The sequence below is a fragment of the Streptomyces sp. Act143 genome (assembly GCF_003143935.1).
Classification (GTDB): domain Bacteria; phylum Actinomycetota; class Actinomycetes; order Streptomycetales; family Streptomycetaceae; genus Streptomyces.
Map to the genome: position 1 here is coordinate 2,293,602 of NZ_QFRX01000001.1, position 17,262 is coordinate 2,310,863.

Below are 17,262 nucleotides of genomic sequence, written 5' to 3' on the forward strand. Positions count from 1 at the left end.
CGCTAGTGCCCGTCCTCCCCCGCTTCCTCCAGAAGCCCCGCGTCGTACGCCAGGAGGGCGATCTGCACACGGTTGTTGAGGTCGAGCTTGGCGAGGACGCGGGAGACATGCGTCTTGACCGTGGCGACGCTCATGTACAGCTCCGCGGCGATCTCGGCGTTGGACAGGCCGCGGCCGACGGCCACCGCCACCTCGCGCTCACGGTCGTTGAGGGCGGCGATGCGCGCACGCGCGCGTGCACGGCGTGTGTCGGCGGCCGCGCCGGCCGCGTGCTCCATCAACTGCCGGGTGACGCTGGGCGACAGGACGGGGTCGCCGGCCGCGACGCGGCGCACCGCGTCGACGATCTCGGCGGGCGGGGTGTCCTTGAGGACGAACCCGGCGGCGCCCGCGCGCAGGGCGCGCAGCACCTGGTCGTCGGCGTGGAAGGTGGTGAGGAGCACGACCTGCGGGGCGTCGGGCCGGGCGCGCAACCGCTCGGTGGCGGTGAGCCCGTCCACGGCCGGCATCCGGATGTCCATGAGGACCACGTCCGGGCGGGTGCGGTCGACGAGCGCCTCGACATCGCTTCCGTCGGCGGCCTCCCCGACGATCTCGATGCCGTCGGCACCACCGATCATCAGGGACAGGCCGGCCCGCACCAGCGGATCGTCGTCGACGAGGAGCAGTCTGATCGCGGTCATGTGGCTTACGTAATCACGGTTTCGGAGGATGCAGGGGCCATGCCGTCAGCCTCGCAGCACGGCTTCGTGCCGACCCGCAGCGGCCCGCTCTCCCGGCACGCGACGGGCGGCGCCGCTGTGGTCTCAAGTGCCGCGCCTCCCCGGAGGGAACCGGCTCCGGTCACCCATGCTCACCCCCACGGCAGCCACGCCCGCACCCCGAAGCCCCCGTCCGCCTCCGGCCCGTGCTCGAGGCGGCCGCCGGCCAGGGCCGCGCGCTCGGTGAGGCCGATCAGCCCCTGTCCGGACCCGGGTACGGGCGTCACCTCGCCGTCGGGTGCCGGGTTGCGGACGCTGATGGTGAGGCCCTCTCCGAGGGCGCCCTCGACCGAGACGGTGACCTCTGCGCCGGGGGCGTGTTTGCGGGCGTTGGTGAGGCCCTCCTGGGCGATGCGGTAGGCGGTGCGGCCGACGGAGGCGGGAACGGCGGCGGGGTCGGTGACGCGGGTGTCGAGGGCGACCTTCATGCCGGCCTCGCGGGACTCGGCGACCAGCGCGTCGAGGGCGGCGAGGGTGGGCTGCGGGCGGCCCGTGTCGTCCTGGTCGCCCGTCCGCAGGACGCCGATGATCTCCCGCAGGTCCTGCAACGCCTCGTGGGCGCTCTCCCGGATGACGCCAGCCGCTCGGGCGACCTCCTCCTGCGGGGCGTCGGGCCGGAACTCCAGCGCTCCCGCGTGGACGCTGAGCAGGGTCAGCCGGTGGGCGAGGACGTCGTGCATCTCGCGGGCGATGGCCTCGCGGGCCAGCCGCTGCGCCTGTTCCGCGCGGAGCCGGGCCTCGGTCTCGGCGCGCCGCGCGCGGTCCCTGAGGCTCAGCATGAGCTGCCGCTTGGAGCGCACGACCATGCCGCAGGCGACGACCACGGCGGTCAGCAGCACGACGATGATCACCACGGCGAGGTAGGGCAGATCCGGGTCGGGGCGCATCCAGAAGTAGAGCGGTACGAGCGCGAGATTGGCTCCGCCCACCCAGGCGACGTACCGGAAGGGCCGGTGCACGGCGAGGGTGAACAGGGCGATCAGACAGGCGCCGCCCGCGGTGTCGGAGACCAGCCCCACGGGGACCGTCGCGACGGCCAGCCCCAGCGGCCAGCGGCGGCGCAGCCAGACCGCGCCGCAGGCGACCGCGCCGATCAGCTGGTCGAGGTGGGCGAGGTTGTCCGGGACATCGGGGTTGTCGGCGAGGGACTCCGCGGCGAGCAGGCCGACGATCACGGCCAGCGCGAAGCAGCTGAAGTCGACGAGCCAATCGCGCGCGGTGCGCCGGGGCCGCCGGCCGGGGCGCCCGGCGTCCGGGTCGAGCTCGTTCAGGACGGCCGAGGGCAGCAGCCAGCGCCGCCCCGCGAAGAACCGGGGTACCGCCGGCTGTTTGTCACCGCTCACGGTCGACCAATCTACGCACGGAGGCCCGGCGTCACCTCCGCGCGGACGGGATCGCCTACCAAAGTCGCGGCAGGGGCGACTTTCGGCGCGGCGGGACCGAGCGGACCCGCTACTTCCGTCGGATGTGCCCCGCCCCGCGGCCGATGACTGTGGGGGGACCGCGGGGCGAGGGTCGTGCCATGAAGCAATTGCTGGAGCTGATCGGTTTTCTCGCCCTGGTGCAGGGCGTCGCCGGCCTCGTGAACGAGTTCACCGACTGGCACTGGGGTCTCGTGCAGAAGCTCGGCTTCCTCGACGGCTACGAGCTCTACGCGAGCATCGCGCTGGTCGTGCTGGCGATCGCGCTGTTCGCCGCCGCGGAGAGCCGCAAGGCCGGCTGAACGGGCTCAGCAGCCGTAGTTGATCAGGTCGAACGTGGCGTAGTGGTCCGCGGTGTAGTAGTCCTCCCGGTACTCCTCACCCGTCACGATGCGGCGCGCGCCGCGCGTGGAGGAGCCGGGCGTGATGACCGTGTACTCGTGGTAGTAGCCGGTCGACTGGCTGGGCAGGACGCCTTCCCGGTTCTGGAAGACGGTGCCGTCCTGGGAGTACGGGTAGGGGCCGCCCTGCTCGATCAGCTTCAGGGTGTCGTACGCCTGGGACGGCAGGTCGCTGTAACAGATGCTGCCGACGGCGGCGGCCGCCGGGGAGGCGGTGGCGACGGTGCCGCCGACGAGGAGGGCGGACAGGACGGCGGCTGCGGCGCCGATGCGGGTGATGCGTGGGGGGAATCTCATGCCCTCATGATGACGCGCGTAGACAGTGGCATGTCAATGACAACTCCGGAGATTTTCCCGTCAAGTCCGATGAGTTTTCCCGGAGTTAACCTGCCGACCGGCGCCCCCACGCGGTCCCCGCAAGCACCAGCGCCCCGCCCGCGAGACCGAGCGCGCCGAGGCGTTCGCCGCCGAGCGCGATGCCCGCCAGGGCGGCCCACAGCGGCTCGGTGCCGAGCAGCAGGCTGACCCGGGACGGGGAGGTCCGGCGCACCGCCCACATCTGCACGAAGAACGCGAAGAGCGTGCAGAACGCGGACAGGAACAGCAGCCCGGCCCACTCCCGCGCCCCGAAGTCCGCGGCCGTCCCCCACGGCGTGGCCTCGGCGCCGGTCGACAGCAGCGCGAACACCGCGACGGAGGCGCCGAGTTGGACGGTGGTCAGGGACAGCGCGTCGGCGCCTCGCACCGACTTGAGCCGGGACATGGCGAGGACGTGGACGGTACGGGCCAGGGCGGCGAGCAGCATCAGCAGGTCGCCGAGGGAGGGCCGGGTGAAGCCGCCGCCCTGGGTGAGCAGGACGACGCCGAGCACGGAGAGGGCGGCGGCGCCGAGGAAGGACCGCGAGGGGCGGGTGCGGGTGACGGCGGCCTCGGCGAGCGGCGTGAAGATCATGGTGAGGCTGATGATGAGGCCCGCGTTGGTGGCCGAGGTGTGGACGACGCCGTACGTCTCCAGGAGGAAGATCCCGCTGAGGATCAGGCCGAGCAGTCCGGCCCCGCGCCACTGGGCGGCGCTCAGGGTGCGCAGTGCGCGCCGTCCGGCGGTGACCAGGACCGGCAGGACGATCGCGAAGCGCAGCACCAGGACCGCGAGCACGGTCCGCGCGGTGGTGATGTCCTTGGCGGCGAGATAGCTCGCCCCCCACACGACCGCCACCAGCAGGACGGGCAGATCGGTCAGCCAGGTGCGGCGGGGCGCGAGGGCGCCCGGTACGGCGATCGAGGACATCGGTGCGGCTCTCCCGGTCTCCATCAACGGTGTGGAGACGTCGGTGGCTCGCACGTGGAGCGATCACCGTACCCGTGCGGCCGACCTGTGACCAGGCGTTTCCCGGGGGGTGAACTGGCCGTGCCCGGGGCGTGCCGGAGGTGCTGAGCCCGCTCCGGTGCCGGGAGGCGGCCGGCCTGCAGGCCGGCCTCGGCGGACTCAGCCCGCGTGTGTGGAGAACAGGCCTCCCGTCGGGCCCTGCTTGTCGCCGCCCTGGGCCTTCTTCAGGGCGTTGGCGAGGCTCTCGATGGTGAGGGACTGGAGGATGACGCGGCCGTTGCCCTCCAGGGTGGCCAGGGAGAGGCCCTCGCCGCCGAAGACCGCGTTCATCAGGCCCTGCCGGTTGAGGCCGCCGACGCGCTGGACGCCGTACTGGATGCCCTCCTCGAAGGCGACCACGCAGCCGGTGTCGACCTCGATGCGGCCGCCGAAGTCGGCGGGGTTGAGGTCGATGAAGTTTCCGGCGCCGGCGATGATCACGGTGCCGCGGCCGGTGAACTTCTCCAGGATGAAGCCCTCGCCGCCGCTGCGGCCGGTGCGACCGCCCTGGAAGGCGATGCCGAAGTCGACGGTGGACTCGGCGGCGACGAACGCGTCCTTCTCCGCGAACCACGCGCGCGTGCCGTCCAGCTCCAGGGCGCGCATCTCGCCCGGCAGGACGCCCGCGAAGCCGACGGTGCCCTCGCCGCCGGTGGACGTGAAGTACTGGAACGCCAGCGACTCGCCCGCGAGGGCGCGCTGGCCGACCTGCATGGCGGTGCCCATGGCCTGGCGGAGCATGCCGCCCATGCCGCCCGCGCCGCCTTGGGGCTGCTGGGCACCGCCGCTGCCGGACGGGCCGCTGAGCCGGGTCTCCATGGTCACGTTCGTGGTCTTGAACAGGAACTTTCCGGCCTCGCAGTACACGGTCTGGCCGGGCTGGAGGTTGACGACCGCCATCTGCATGGCGTTGCCGACGATTTCTTGCTGAAGGGTCACGTGGGGAGAACGCGGGAAACGGAGGAAAGAGTTCCAGGCCTGCGATCGTGATGTCCGTTCGCCGCCAGCACGCGCGTGTGCGGGCCGCTGGGATTGACCCATGACAACGACTCAGACAACTCTGCACGGCAAGATCGCTCTGGTCACCGGCGGCAGCCGCGGCATCGGTGCGGCGACCGTCCTGAAGCTCGCCCGGGAGGGCGCGGACGTGGCGCTGACGTATGTGAACGGCAAGGAGGCGGCCGAGGACGTCGTACGGCGCGTCGAGGCACTGGGGCGCCGTGCGGTGGCGCTGCGCGCGGACTCCGCGGACGCCGAGGAGGCGGCGGGGGCGGTGACCCGCACGGCGGAGGCGCTCGGCGGGCTCGACGTGCTGGTGAACAACGCGGGCGTGGGGGTGCTGGGTCCGATCGAGGGGCTGCCGGTCGCGGAGGTGGACCGGGTGCTGGCGGTGAACGTGCGCGGGGTGTTCCTGGCCTCGCAGGCGGCGGCAGCGCGGATGGGGGCGGGCGGGCGCATCATCACGATCGGCACCTGTATGACCCAGCGGGTCCCCGGGCCCGGCGGCACTCTCTACGCGATGAGCAAGGCGGCGCTGGTGGGGCTGACGAAGGCGCTGGCCAGGGAGCTGGGTGGGCGGGGGATCACGGCGAACATCGTGCATCCCGGCCCGACGGACACCGACATGAACCCGGCCGACGGGCCGTATGCGGCGGGGCAGGCCGCGATGACGGCGCTGGGGCGGTTCGGGACGGCCGAGGAGGTGGCGGGGACGGTCGCGTATCTGGCGGGGGCGGAGTATGTGACGGGGGCGGAGTTCTCGGTGGACGGGGGGCATGCGGCGTGAGGCAGGGCTTTTCCCGCCCCCGCCGCCCCCACCCGTCCCCTCACTGGAGGCCGCCGCCCCCCAGACCCCTGCTTCGGCCCTGAACGGGCCTCGTCCTCGAACGCCGGACGGGCTGAGTGCGTCAGACCGTCCGGCGTTCGCACAGGGACGAGCAGTGGGTCAGCCGCCCAGCTCCTGGTGCCTCGCCCTCAGCGTCGCCGCGCCCGTCTCCGTCAGCGAACCGAACAGTCGCAGCCGCGAGATGCCGCCGTCCGGGTAGATGTCCACGCGCGCGTGCGTCCCGATCGCCGGGGCCGGGAGGACGAAGCGGTGGTTGGTGTCGGGCTGGAGGCGGGTGCGCGGGAGGATCTCCTGCCAGTCGCCGGTCTCGCCGTCCTGGACCGACACCGACGCCCAGCCCGCGCTGTTGCCCTTCAGATACGCCGTGTCGATCTCGATCGCGCGGATCCGGGACTGGGACACCAGGCGGTAGCGGATCCAGTCGTTGCCCTGGTCGCGGCGGCGCCGGGTCTCCCAGCCGTCGTCCATCTTGCGGGAGCGGCCCGGCTGGATGGTGTTGGTGGCCGGGGAGTAGAAGAGGTTGGAGGCGTCCTCGGCCCGGCCGCCGTTCTCCAGGGCGACCACGTCGAAGGTGCCCAGGACCGACAGCCACTCGGGGTCGGGTACGACCTCGCCGTACACGCGCAGGCGGGCGATGCCGCCGTCGGGGTGCTGGTTGACCCGGAGGTGGGTGAAGCGCTGCTCCACCGAGACCTCGAAGCCGTTGGCCGCATGGCCGCCCACCGGGGTGCGCGGGACCAGCGTCGTCCACTTCACGTCGTCGCCGAGGAGTTCCTCGGGGGACGGGGCGCCCGCCACCGACGTGCCCTCGACCGACACCGCCTGCGGGTAGTTGCCGCGGAAGTGGGCCGTGTCGACGACGATCCCGCGGATCACGCCGGGCGCGCCGAGGCGGACCAGCGCCCAGTCGTGGTCCTCGGCCGTCGGCCACGGGTGCTCGGCGGAGACACCGCGGCGGCGGCGCGTCTCCCAGCCGTCCATGATCTTGCCCTTGTGCCCGAAGTGCTCGGGGTCGAACTCGGCGCGCTCGGGCAGCAGGAGGTTCTCGCGCTGGGCGAAGAACTCGTCGTTGGCGGCGATGACTCCGGCACCGAGCTGCCTCGCGGCGAGGTCGGCGTAGTGGGTGAAGGGGAAGTCGGCGGTGCGGTAGTCGGCGTACGGGTCACCGCCGCCGTACGGGTTCGCGTCGCCGGTGAAGCTCGAAATCGCCGTCAAAGGTCTGCCTTTCAGGAGTCGGCCGATGCGGGTGCGGTGGTGGGATCAGGGGGTGCGGGTGAGGAGACGGCCCTTCGGCTCGGTGAACTCGCCGTCCGCGACGATGCGTTCGCCGCGCAGCCAGGTCGACTTCACCACGCCGTACAGGGTCTTGCCCGCGTAGGCCGTCACGCGGTTGCGGTGCTGGAGCTCGGCCGGGTCGACGGTGAAGGTCTCGTCGGGGGCGAGGACCGCGAAGTCGGCGTCGCGGCCGGCCTCGACGGCGCCCTTCTGGCCGAGGCCGACCAACTCCGAGGTGCGCGTGGACATCCAGCGGACGACGTCCTCGAGCGAGTGGCCCCGCTTCCGCGCCTCCGTCCACACCGCCGCCAGGCTCAGCTGGAGGCCGGAGATGCCGCCCCATGCCGTGGCGAAGTCGTCGGTCTTCAGGTCGGCCGTGGACGGCGAGTGGTCGGTGACCACGCAGTCGATGGTGCCGTCGGCCAGCGCCTGCCAGAGCAGGTCCTGGTTGGCGGACTCGCGGATGGGCGGGCAGCACTTGAACTCGCTGGCGCCGTCCGGGACTTCCTCGGCGGTGAGCGTCAGGTAGTGGGGGCAGGTCTCGACCGTGATGCGGACGCCCTCGGCCCGGGCGGCGGCGATGAGCGGCAGGGCGTCGCTCGACGACAGGTGCAGGACGTGCACGCGCGCGTCCAGCCGCTTCGCCTGGGCGATGAGCTGGGCGATCGCGGTGTCCTCGGCGTCGCGCGGCCGGGAGGCCAGGAAGTCGGCGTACCTGGGGCCGCCCTGCTGGGGGGCCGCCGCCAGGTGGTGCGGGTCCTCGGCGTGCACGATCAGCAGGCCGCCGAAGGAGGCGATCTCGGCCAGGGACTGGGCGAGCCGGTCCTGGTCCAGGTGCGGGAACTCGTCGACGCCGGAGGGCGACAGGAAGGCCTTGAAGCCGAAGACGCCGGCCTCGTGCAGCGGGCGCAGGTCCTTGACGTTGTCGGGCAGGGCGCCGCCCCAGAAGCCGACGTCGATGTGGGCCTTGTCGGCGGCGACGTCCTTCTTGACGCGGAGGTTGTCGACGGTGGTGGTCGGCGGGAGGGAGTTGAGGGGCATGTCGACGAGGGTCGTGATGCCGCCGGCCGCCGCCGCGCGCGTGGCGGTCCAGAAGCCCTCCCACTCGGTGCGGCCGGGGTCGTTGACGTGCACGTGGGTGTCGACCAGGCCGGGCAGGACGACGTGGTCGCCGACGTCCTCCAGGCGGGCGCCGGAGGGGACTTCGGCGTCGTACGGCAGTACGGCCGTGATCTTTCCGGCGGCGACCGCGACCGAGGCGGCGCGCGTCCCTTCCGGAGTGATGACGCGCGTCGAGCGCAGCACCAGTTCAGCGTCGGACACCCGGACCCCTCTCTGTCACCGGTTTACTTCCACGTAACGGAATTCAACTTTCTGTTGAAGGAGTCTTCACTCCCGTTCTCACGCCGTCAAGGGCACACTGCCCTACGAGGGCGGTCGCGCCCACACTCTGGACGTTTCCATAAAGCGGAATTAGAATTCCGACAGGCAGAACGTAGCTACGCACAACAAGGGAGTCAACCGACTGCCGGGTAGGCTTCTGCCCTTCCTGCCAGGTCCCGAAAGGAACGCGCCGTGCCGACGTCCAGCGCCAGCACCACCGACTCCGCCAAGTCCGCCGGTGGCGGGGTCCAGTCCCTCGAGCGCGCCTTCGATCTGCTGGAGCGGATGGCGGACGCGGGCGGCGAGGTCGGCCTCAGCGAGCTCTCCGCGACCAGCGGGCTGCCGCTGCCCACCATCCACCGCCTCATGCGGACGCTGGTGGCCTGCGGTTACGTCCGCCAGCAGCCCAACCGCCGCTATGCGCTGGGCCCCCGCCTGATCCGCCTCGGCGAGTCCGCCTCCCGCCTGCTCGGCACCTGGGCCCGCCCCTACCTCGCCCGCCTGGTCGAGGAGACCGGCGAGACGGCGAACATGGCGCTGCTCGACGGCGACGAGATCGTCTACGTCGCCCAGGTGCCCTCCAAGCACTCGATGCGCATGTTCACCGAGGTCGGCCGTCGCGTCCTGCCGCACTCCACCGGTGTCGGCAAGGCCCTCCTCGCCGATGTCCCGGACGCCGAGGTGCGCGCGCTGCTCTCCCGTACCGGCATGCCGGCCGCCACGGAGAAGACGATCACCACGCCGGACGGCTTCCTCGCGGCCCTGGCCGACGTACGGCAGCTCGGGTACGCCGTCGACGACAACGAGCAGGAGATCGGCGTCCGGTGCCTCGCGGTGTCGGTGCCCAACTCCCCCACCGCCGCCGCCATTTCCATCTCCGGCCCGGCGGGACGGGTCACCGAGGCGGCGACGGACAAGATCGTGCCGGTGCTGCAGCAGGTGGCGACGGAACTCTCGGAGGCACTGGCCAGCCAGAGCCCCGCGTGAGAACCGTCCGACGGCCCTGAAGACGGCGCCGCCGGAGAGCCTGGCCGACCCCGGCCATCAGGTGCAGCCGGGGGCGGGACGGGGGTGGCGGCTGCCGGAGCCGTACTTGTTCGCGCTCGCCGAGTACGGGCTCCCGGAGGACATCCTCACAACGCCGTCGCTCCGGACCGCGGCCGAGCCGACGTGCGTACCCCGCCTGACGGGGCCGCGCGAGCGCGAACCGGCCACCGCGGACGACCGGTTCCACGACCTGGGGCTGTGGGGCAGCGACGGACTGACGCCGAGGATCGAGTCGGTACGGGACGACGGCGACGCCCCACTCGGCCGGTGCGACGGCTGTGAACGGATCGTGCTGCGGGGGGGGCGAGCGCATCAGCCTCCGCGGCGGCGGCCCGCGGAGTCCGTGGGGCGGGTCGGTCACGGACCGCGGGTGCCGACGCTCAGCCGCGTCCCGGCTCCCCGAACAGGTCCACCGCGTCCCGCACGTCCGACAACCCCCGCGACAGGGCGCTGACCGACCCGATCGCGCCCGCGATCAGCAGCAGCGAGCGGCGCAGCCGCGGGATCTCCGGAGCCCCGTCGCTCGTCATCGCGGCCAGCGCGGCGAGTTCGTCCTCGGCGATCACGCGGTCGGGGAACTCGGCCGGGTGCGCGGCGAGTTCGCGGCGCAGCCGGGACACCGCGGTCCGCAGTTCCGCCACCCTCGGATCGTCCTCGTCGCTGCCGGTCACTGGCCTCTGTCCCAAGCTCCGCAACACAGCTCTCCCCCCGCCGCACTCCGTCGTGCGCCGCACCTCGTGATCCCGCCCGAAACAGCCCCGTGGCGCTGGTCGGGCGCCGGGGGACGCGGGTCAGTAAACGCCACCCCGGGCGCGCCGCGCCACTCCACGGACCGAAATTCAGCCCCTCGAAACCGGCCACTTGCCCGGACGTCAGGTATGCAGGACGCATGACGGACAACGAGGACCAGGTGGCCGGGCTGCTGCTGGCCGCCGGCGGCGGACGGCGGCTCGGCGGGCGGCCCAAGGCGCTGCTGGATCATCGCGGCAGGCCACTGGTGGAGCACGCGGTGGGCGTCCTGCGCGCGGCGGGCTGCACGCGCGTGCACGTGGTGCTGGGGGCGGCCGCCGACGGCGTACGGCAGCGGGCCGCTCTCGACGGCTGTGTGGTCGTCGAGAACCCGGAGTGGGCCGACGGCATGGGCTCCTCGCTTCGAGCCGGTCTCGAGTCGCTCTCCGGGACGGGCGCGCGGGCGGCGCTGGTGTCACTCGTCGACCAGCCCGGCATCGGGGCGGAGGCGGTCGCGCGCGTGCGCGGTGCGTACGCGTCCCCGGACTCCCTGGCCGCCGCCGCCTATGACGGCGTGCGCGGGCATCCCGTGCTGTTCGGGTCGGCGCACTGGGCGGGGATCGCTGCCGCCGCCACCGGGGACCAGGGGGCCCGCGCCTACCTGAAGGAGCACGCCGCGCAGGTCGCGCTCATCGAGTGCGGCGACATCGCCCGGCCCTACGACATCGACACCGTCGCCGACCTGCACCACCTTGAGTGAACGAGGTGGCACCGAGCGCCACCTTTCCTCGACCCGGAGAATCTCGACATCAACAAACCATTGAACTTCCACGATGAGGAAACTAGTATCCACTGATCAGAAGCGCCCTACCGCTCCGGGGGCGTTGCCCGCCGTACCCGGTTCGACTGGCACCCGGTGCCACGCTCGCTGAAGGAAGTGACAGCTCATGTCCGCACCAGCGCCGTCCCCGCTGGCCATCGTCGACGCCGAGCCCCTGCCCCGGCAGGAAGAGGTCCTCACCGACGCGGCCCTCGCCTTCGTGGCCGAGCTGCACCGCCGGTTCACGCCCCGTCGTGACGAGCTCCTCGCCCGCCGTGCCGAGCGCCGCGCCGAGATCGCCCGCACCTCCACCCTCGACTTCCTCCCGGAGACCGCCGCGATCCGCGCGGACGACTCCTGGAAGGTCGCCCCCTCCCCCGCCGCCCTGAACGACCGCCGGGTCGAGATCACCGGCCCCACCGACCGCAAGATGACCATCAACGCCCTCAACTCGGGCGCCAAGGTCTGGCTCGCGGACTTCGAGGACGCCTCCGCACCCACCTGGGAGAACGTCGTCCTCGGCCAGGTCAACCTCGCCGACGCCTACACCCGGAACATCGACTTCACCGACGAGAAGTCCGGCAAGTCGTACGCCCTGCGCCCGAACGACGAGCTCGCGACGGTCGTCATGCGCCCGCGCGGCTGGCACCTCGACGAGCGCCACCTCGTCGACGCCGACGGCAAGCAGGTCCCCGGCGCCTTCGTCGACTTCGGCCTCTACTTCTTCCACAACGCCCAGCGCCTGCTCGACCTCGGCAAGGGCCCTTACTTCTACCTCCCGAAGACCGAGTCGCACCTCGAAGCCCGCCTGTGGAACGACGTGTTCGTCTTCGCGCAGGACTACGTCGGCATCCCGCAGGGCACCATCCGCGCCACCGTCCTGATCGAGACGATCACGGCGGCGTACGAGATGGAGGAGATCCTCTACGAACTCCGCGATCACGCCTCCGGGTTGAACGCCGGCCGCTGGGACTACCTGTTCTCCATCGTGAAGAACTTCCGTGACGGCGGCGCCAAGTTCGTCCTCCCGGACCGCAACGCGGTCACGATGACGGCCCCGTTCATGCGGGCGTACACCGAACTCCTCGTCCGCACCTGCCACAAGCGCGGCGCGCACGCGATCGGCGGCATGGCGGCGTTCATCCCGTCCCGCCGGGACGCCGAGGTCAACAAGGTGGCCTTCGAGAAGGTCCGCGCCGACAAGGACCGCGAGGCCGGCGACGGTTTCGACGGCTCCTGGGTCGCCCACCCCGACCTGGTCCCGATCGCCATGGAGTCCTTCGACAAGGTCCTCGGCGACAGGCCCAACCAGAAGGACCGCCTCCGCGAGGACGTCCACGTCGAGGCCGCCGACCTCATCGCGATCGACTCGCTGGAGGCCAGGCCGACGTACAACGGCCTCGTCAACGCCGTCCAGGTGGGCATCCGTTACATCGAGGCGTGGCTGCGCGGGCTCGGTGCGGTCGCCATCTTCAACCTCATGGAGGACGCGGCCACCGCCGAGATCTCCCGCTCGCAGATCTGGCAGTGGATCAACGCGGGCGTCGAGTTCGAGAACGGTGAGAAGGCCACCCCGGAGCTGGCCCGCAAGGTCGCCGCCGAGGAACTCGCCAGCATCCGCGCCGAGTCGGGCGAGGAGGCGTTCGCCGCCGGGCACTGGCAGCAGGCTCACGACCTGCTGCTGGAGGTGTCCCTCGACGACGACTACGCGGACTTCCTCACCCTGCCCGCGTATCAGCAGCTCAAGGGCTGACCTACTCCCGCACGGCCTTGTCCGAGTGGCCCAGGGACTTTCCCGGGGCCACTCGGTCGCGTACGGCCTGCTTCACGGCCGTCGGCTCCGGGAAGCCCTGTTCGCGCCGGTCCCAGACGACCTCGCCGTCGACCCGGACGACGAAGACGCCGCCGGTGCCGGGCTTGAGGGAGAGTTCGCCCAGCTCCTGCTCGAAGGTGGTGAGCAGCTCCTGGGCCAGCCAGGCCGCGCGGGGCAGCCAGCGGCACTGGGTGCAGTACTCGATCTGCACGACGGGACTCATCCGAGGTGTACCGACCAATCCTGTTCCGCGGCCGGCTTGCCGTGCAGGTCGGGCACCCGCTTCAGCCAGTCCGGCCTGCCCTGCTGTGTCCTGGCCGCCCGGAGGGCCTCCTCCGCGGCGAGTTCCTCCAGGGAGGGGAAGTCGGTGGGGAGCCAGGCCCCGGAGGCCCGCACGCGCGCGTACAGGTACTCGACGTAGGCCTCGCGTGCCTCGTCCGGCGTCGTGAAGTCGGTCAGCCAGGCGTCGGGGACCTCGGCGACGATCCGGCGCAGCAGTTCCTCGGTCACCTTCGGCGCCAGCTCCGCGTCGGCGGCCCGGACGTCGGGGGCGTAGTGGCCGAGGGCGTGGTGCCGGAAGTCGTAGCGCTTGGCGGGGTCCGAGCCGTCCCAGCGGTGGTGGAAGACGAGCGCCGCCCCGTGGTCGATCAGCCACAGGCGCGGCGGCGCGACGCCGAGCGTGGGCCACACCATGAGGTTGGAGCTGTGGACGGTGCGGTCCACGTTGACGGTCAGCGCGTCCAGCCAGACGATCCGGCCCGCCTCCAGCGGGTCGACCGGGAAGACCTTGGCGACCTCCGGGGTGAAGTCCCGGGCACCCGGCAGATGGTCCATGCCGAGGTTGAGACCCGCGCTGGCGCTGTGCAGCTCCCGCACCTCCTGGTGGGGCTCGCTGTCCGCGATCGCCGGGTCGAAGTGAACCAGGACCAGCTCCGGGAAGCGCAGCCCGAGGGCCCGTGCCAGCTCGCCGACGATCACCTCGGCGACCAGCGCCTTGCGGCCCTGCGCGGAACCGGTGAACTTCACGACGTACGTCCCCAGGTCGTCGGCCTCGACGACTCCGGGAACGGAGCCGCCGGACCGCAGCGGGGTCACGTATCGAACAGCAGTCACATCGCGCAGCACACCCGCCAGGGTATGTCAGCGCTCACCGGGACAGCGGGTTGGGCAGCGGCAGGTAGCGGGCGTCGGCGCCGTCCGCCTCGGTCCACCGCAGCAGCAGGTTCGTCTTGCCGGGGAGGGTGGGCGAGGCGAGCAGGGTCGCGATCTCCGGGAGGTCGTGACGGGCCAGCTCGCGGCGCAGTGCGGGCCAGGGGTCCAGGCCGGGGTGGCGTTCGGCGAGGACGGCGGCGACCTCGCACAGGTGGTTCACGACGAGGGTGTACACCAGCCGCTCCCACCCGGCCGCCCGTTCCACGTCCGCCAGCAGCTTCACGCCCTCGGCGTCCCGGAACAGCGCCTGCACGGGCAGCCCGTCGGCGTCCACGGCGACCAGCGTGTTCTGCAGGTGCGCCTCGAGTACGACGCCGTGGTCGGCGAAGGCCGTGAGGGCGGGCGGCACGACGGTGCGCAGGTACGCCTCCCACCAGGCCGCACCACCGGAAGGGCAGCCGGACGGGCTGCTGGACGGGCCTCCGGGCAGGCCGCCGGACGGACTGCCGGACGGGCAGCCCGCGAAGCCCTCCACCAGGCCCGCGGCGAGCAGCGGGGTGGTGCCGGGCCGGAGGTGGCCGTGGAAGCCGTCGCGGACCAGGACCGCCAGCTCCTCGAAGGCGAAGCCGGCGGTGCGGTAGCCGCGGTCGGAGAGCCAGGCCGCCGGGCCGCCGGCGAACGCCACTGCCGCCGCCCGGTCGGTCCTGCGGAGCTTGCGCAGGTCGTGGCGCCACAGGCGGCGGATGTCGTTGGTGATGCGCACGTCCAGACTGAACTTCAGGAACAGGTCGCGCTCGGGGGCGTACAGCGTGCGGATCGCGGCCGTGGGCCAGGCGTCGAAACCGGTGGTGCCCAGGCGGATCAGCCGGCCGTCGGCGAAGGCGTCCGTGAGGTCGACGAGGCCGAGCTGCCAGGGGTGGGCGGGCAGCAGCCGGTAGCCGGGCGGGGCCTCGCCGAGTGCGTCCAGCGCGGCGGTGTCGCCCTCTTCGACGACCGCGTCCTCGCGCACGCCGAGCAGGGTCAGCGGGAAGCGGGCGTACGCCTCGGGCGCGTAGGGCAGCCAGCCGGCGGCCGGACCGCCGCCGCGCGCCTTCGGGGCGGGGTGGTACGGATGGCCGGTGAGCAGGGATTGTTCGGAGAGCAGGTACGGGTCCGTGGGTGGCGTCGCACGCGCGCGTGCCGCCAGCAGGGCGGCCACCGCGTCCCGGCTGTCGATCATCTCGGCGGGCAGTTCGTGGTTGGACCGGCCGGTGTGGAGGGTCAGTTCCTCGGCGACGAGCTTGACGAGCTCGGTGTGGCCGATGTGGCGCCAATGGCCGTCGACCTCCACCTCGGGTTCCGCGGGCCGCCGCTCGCCCCGCACCCGCAGCAACCGGCCACTGGGCAGCCGGTGCACACGCGCCTCACCGGGGCCCGAAAGCCCCGCGCCGGAGCCCTGCAGCCCCGGGCCGGAGCCCTCAAGCCCCGCGCCGGAGTCCGGAAGCGCCCCGCCCGAGCCCGGAGACATCGCATCGGCGCCAGGAGGCGTCGCGCCGGCGCCCGGGAGTGCCTCGGCGACCTCGCGCAGCAGGCAGTTGAGCAGCGGCGCGGCAGCATAGGTGTCGGCGGCGGCCGGGGGGATGAGGTCCACGCGTTTCACTCGTTCTCTACGTGCGGGCGGAGACGATCAGTATCGCTGTCGCCGACGCCCCGCCGTGCCCCCGATCCGTACCCCGAGGAGCTCCTCCGTGCACCGTTCCCCCGCCGCCGAGGCCGAGGTCGCCCAGGACCTGGCCGCAGTGCGCCCCGACCTGGTGTCGCGGTACGCCGCCGAGCTGCCGGGCGCCCGGGCCGCCGTGCTGACCCGGCTGTGGCGGGCGCTGGCGTCCGAGCCGCTGCCCTGGATCGCCGGTCGCGGCAGCGGCGGCGACGGCCTCGCCCTGCGTCTTCGGGACGGGCGCCGCCTCGACGGCCCGGCGGCCGACCCGTACGCCACCGCCGCGTACGTCACCGTCGTACGGCTCGACGGCACGGCGTACGACGATCCGGCCCGGCTCGTGACCGACCTCGGCGTACCGCACGGCGACGGACTGGCGGCCGAACTCGGCCACAGTGTCGCCTCGTTGGCGCTGTCGCGGGCCGGGCAGCCGGCGGTCCCCCCGAAGGAGTGGCCCGCCACCGACTGGGAGTGGGAGCAGCGGGTCGTGGACGGGCATCCGTTCCACCCCAACTGCCGTTCCCGGCCCGGCTTCTCGGTGGCGGAGCAACTGGCGTACGGGCCCGAGCACCGGCCGCTGGTCGGGTTGCGGCTGCTGCCGGTACGGGCGGACGAGTGCCTGGTGAGCGGTGCGTGGCCGGACGGACTGCGGGACGGGGCGCGGCTGTTGATCCCGGTGCATCCGTGGCAGGCGGCCCATGTGCTGAAGCGGGCGGGCGAGCAGGGCCCCGACGCGCATCCGCTGATGTCGCTGCGCACCCTGGCCCTGGCCGGCGATGGCCCGCATGTGAAGACCGCGTTGAGCGCCCGGCTGACGTCGTCGGTGCGGGACATCTCGGTGTACTCGATCGGCATGTCGGCGACCCTCTCCGCCTTCGCGGAGTCGCTCGCCGCCCGCACGGACGGCCTCCTGCACTTCACCCGCACCCTGGGCGCGGCCACCGCCGGCTCGCCCGACCTGGCCGCGGTGGTGCGTGAGTCGCCGCAGGGGTACGCGGGGAGCGGCGAGCGGGTCGTGCCGGTGGCCGCGCTCGCCACCACCGGCCTGCCGTCGAACCCGGCCTGGCTCGCGGACTTCACGCGGCTGGCGCTCACCGTCGGGCTGAAGCTGCTGGATTTCGGGGTGGCGTTGGAGGCACACGGCCAGAACCTCCTCGTCGTGCTGTCGGCGACGGGAGCGCCGCTGCGGCTCGTCTACCGCGACCTCGCCGACATCCGGGTCAGCCCGGCACGGCTGGCCCGGCACGGCATCCCGGTACCGGAGTTGACCGGGCGGGTGGTCACCGACGACCCAACCGCCCTGCGGCGCAAGCTGTTCGGGGCGCTGGTGGCGGGTGCGCTGGCGGGAACGGCGGGTTCGGGGGCGGCGTTGGGCGCGGCGCTGGACACCGTCGTACGAGATCTTCCGCGCACGCCGGATCTCGTGGCGCTCCGTGAGGACCCGCTGCCCACGAAGGCGTTGACGTCGATGCGGCTGTCGCCGGGGGTGCCGGGGGACCAGTGGGCCGAGCTGCCCAACCCCCTGTCGTGACGCCTCGTTTTGGAGCGCGGC

The 17,262-nt window shown here is 72.7% G+C and carries 17 protein-coding genes; 6 read left to right on the forward strand and 11 right to left on the reverse strand.

What is annotated here, in order from left to right; all coding sequences use genetic code 11:
• Positions 1-2: 2 nt before the first annotated feature.
• Both DI272_RS10315 and DI272_RS10320 read right to left on the reverse strand, forming a co-directional pair.
• On the reverse strand, positions 3-683 hold the full coding sequence (locus DI272_RS10315) for a response regulator transcription factor (protein ID WP_109495055.1): 681 nt from the start codon (positions 681-683) through the stop codon (positions 3-5).
• 170 nt (positions 684-853) lie between these two features.
• Positions 854-2,104: a sensor histidine kinase gene (locus DI272_RS10320; protein ID WP_109495056.1), complete on the reverse strand. Its 1,251-nt coding sequence runs from the start codon at positions 2,102-2,104 to the stop codon at positions 854-856.
• A gap of 179 nt (positions 2,105-2,283) precedes the next feature.
• On the opposite strand from DI272_RS10320, the gene DI272_RS10325 reads away from it, so the two are divergent.
• Positions 2,284-2,484, forward strand: coding sequence for a hypothetical protein (locus DI272_RS10325; protein WP_109495057.1), 201 nt, complete (start codon positions 2,284-2,286; stop codon positions 2,482-2,484).
• A gap of 6 nt (positions 2,485-2,490) precedes the next feature.
• On the opposite strand, the gene DI272_RS10330 is transcribed toward DI272_RS10325, so the two are convergent.
• From DI272_RS10330 to DI272_RS10340, 3 genes are all read right to left on the reverse strand, one after another.
• Positions 2,491-2,880: a ribonuclease domain-containing protein gene (locus DI272_RS10330; protein ID WP_109495058.1), complete on the reverse strand. Its 390-nt coding sequence runs from the start codon at positions 2,878-2,880 to the stop codon at positions 2,491-2,493.
• A gap of 85 nt (positions 2,881-2,965) precedes the next feature.
• Positions 2,966-3,871: a DMT family transporter gene (locus DI272_RS10335; RefSeq protein WP_109495059.1), complete on the reverse strand. Its 906-nt coding sequence runs from the start codon at positions 3,869-3,871 to the stop codon at positions 2,966-2,968.
• A gap of 198 nt (positions 3,872-4,069) precedes the next feature.
• Positions 4,070-4,888 (reverse strand): AIM24 family protein, encoded by an 819-nt coding sequence (locus tag DI272_RS10340; RefSeq protein WP_109495060.1) that lies wholly within the window; start codon positions 4,886-4,888, stop codon positions 4,070-4,072.
• Positions 4,889-4,988: 100 nt separating this feature from the next.
• On the opposite strand from DI272_RS10340, the gene DI272_RS10345 reads away from it, so the two are divergent.
• Positions 4,989-5,735: an SDR family oxidoreductase gene (locus DI272_RS10345; RefSeq protein WP_109495061.1), complete on the forward strand. Its 747-nt coding sequence runs from the start codon at positions 4,989-4,991 to the stop codon at positions 5,733-5,735.
• 159 nt (positions 5,736-5,894) lie between these two features.
• Here DI272_RS10345 and alc read toward each other — a convergent pair whose 3' ends face one another.
• Both alc and allB read right to left on the reverse strand, forming a co-directional pair.
• A complete protein-coding gene (alc, locus tag DI272_RS10355) occupies positions 5,895-7,010 on the reverse strand; it encodes an allantoicase (protein ID WP_109495063.1) in 1,116 nt (371 codons plus the stop codon).
• Positions 7,011-7,055: 45 nt separating this feature from the next.
• Positions 7,056-8,393: an allantoinase AllB gene (allB, locus tag DI272_RS10360; RefSeq protein WP_109495064.1), complete on the reverse strand. Its 1,338-nt coding sequence runs from the start codon at positions 8,391-8,393 to the stop codon at positions 7,056-7,058.
• A 252-nt stretch (positions 8,394-8,645) separates the two neighbouring features.
• Here allB and DI272_RS10365 point away from each other — a divergent pair, with 252 nt between their 5' ends.
• Positions 8,646-9,440 carry an IclR family transcriptional regulator gene (locus tag DI272_RS10365; RefSeq protein WP_109495065.1) on the forward strand — a complete coding sequence of 265 codons (795 nt, stop codon included), beginning with the start codon at positions 8,646-8,648 and terminating at the stop codon, positions 9,438-9,440.
• Positions 9,441-9,880: 440 nt separating this feature from the next.
• Here DI272_RS10365 and DI272_RS10370 read toward each other — a convergent pair whose 3' ends face one another.
• Positions 9,881-10,198: a DUF5955 family protein gene (locus DI272_RS10370; RefSeq protein WP_109495066.1), complete on the reverse strand. Its 318-nt coding sequence runs from the start codon at positions 10,196-10,198 to the stop codon at positions 9,881-9,883.
• A 191-nt stretch (positions 10,199-10,389) separates the two neighbouring features.
• Between DI272_RS10370 and DI272_RS10375 the strand changes: the two genes are divergently transcribed.
• Positions 10,390-10,989 (forward strand): NTP transferase domain-containing protein, encoded by a 600-nt coding sequence (locus DI272_RS10375; protein WP_109495067.1) that lies wholly within the window; start codon positions 10,390-10,392, stop codon positions 10,987-10,989.
• Positions 10,990-11,176: 187 nt separating this feature from the next.
• Entirely contained in the window at positions 11,177-12,802 is a 1,626-nt protein-coding gene (gene aceB / locus DI272_RS10380; RefSeq protein ID WP_109495068.1) for a malate synthase A, read from the forward strand.
• A gap of 1 nt (position 12,803) precedes the next feature.
• On the opposite strand, the gene DI272_RS10385 is transcribed toward aceB, so the two are convergent.
• From DI272_RS10385 to DI272_RS10395, 3 genes are read right to left on the reverse strand one after another with little or no spacing between them, the layout of a single operon-like run.
• Positions 12,804-13,085: a SelT/SelW/SelH family protein gene (locus DI272_RS10385; protein ID WP_109495069.1), complete on the reverse strand. Its 282-nt coding sequence runs from the start codon at positions 13,083-13,085 to the stop codon at positions 12,804-12,806.
• Positions 13,082-13,987, reverse strand: a complete 906-nt coding sequence (locus DI272_RS10390; RefSeq protein WP_109495070.1) for a HipA family kinase — start codon at positions 13,985-13,987, stop codon at positions 13,082-13,084. Before DI272_RS10390 ends, DI272_RS10385 begins: the two co-directional genes overlap by 4 nt.
• A 22-nt stretch (positions 13,988-14,009) precedes the next feature.
• Positions 14,010-15,644, reverse strand: coding sequence for an IucA/IucC family protein (locus DI272_RS10395; protein WP_258314512.1), 1,635 nt, complete (start codon positions 15,642-15,644; stop codon positions 14,010-14,012).
• Between the two features lie 97 nt (positions 15,645-15,741).
• On the opposite strand from DI272_RS10395, the gene DI272_RS10400 reads away from it, so the two are divergent.
• Positions 15,742-17,241, forward strand: a complete 1,500-nt coding sequence (locus DI272_RS10400; protein WP_109495071.1) for an IucA/IucC family protein — start codon at positions 15,742-15,744, stop codon at positions 17,239-17,241.
• Positions 17,242-17,262: the final 21 nt, after the last annotated feature.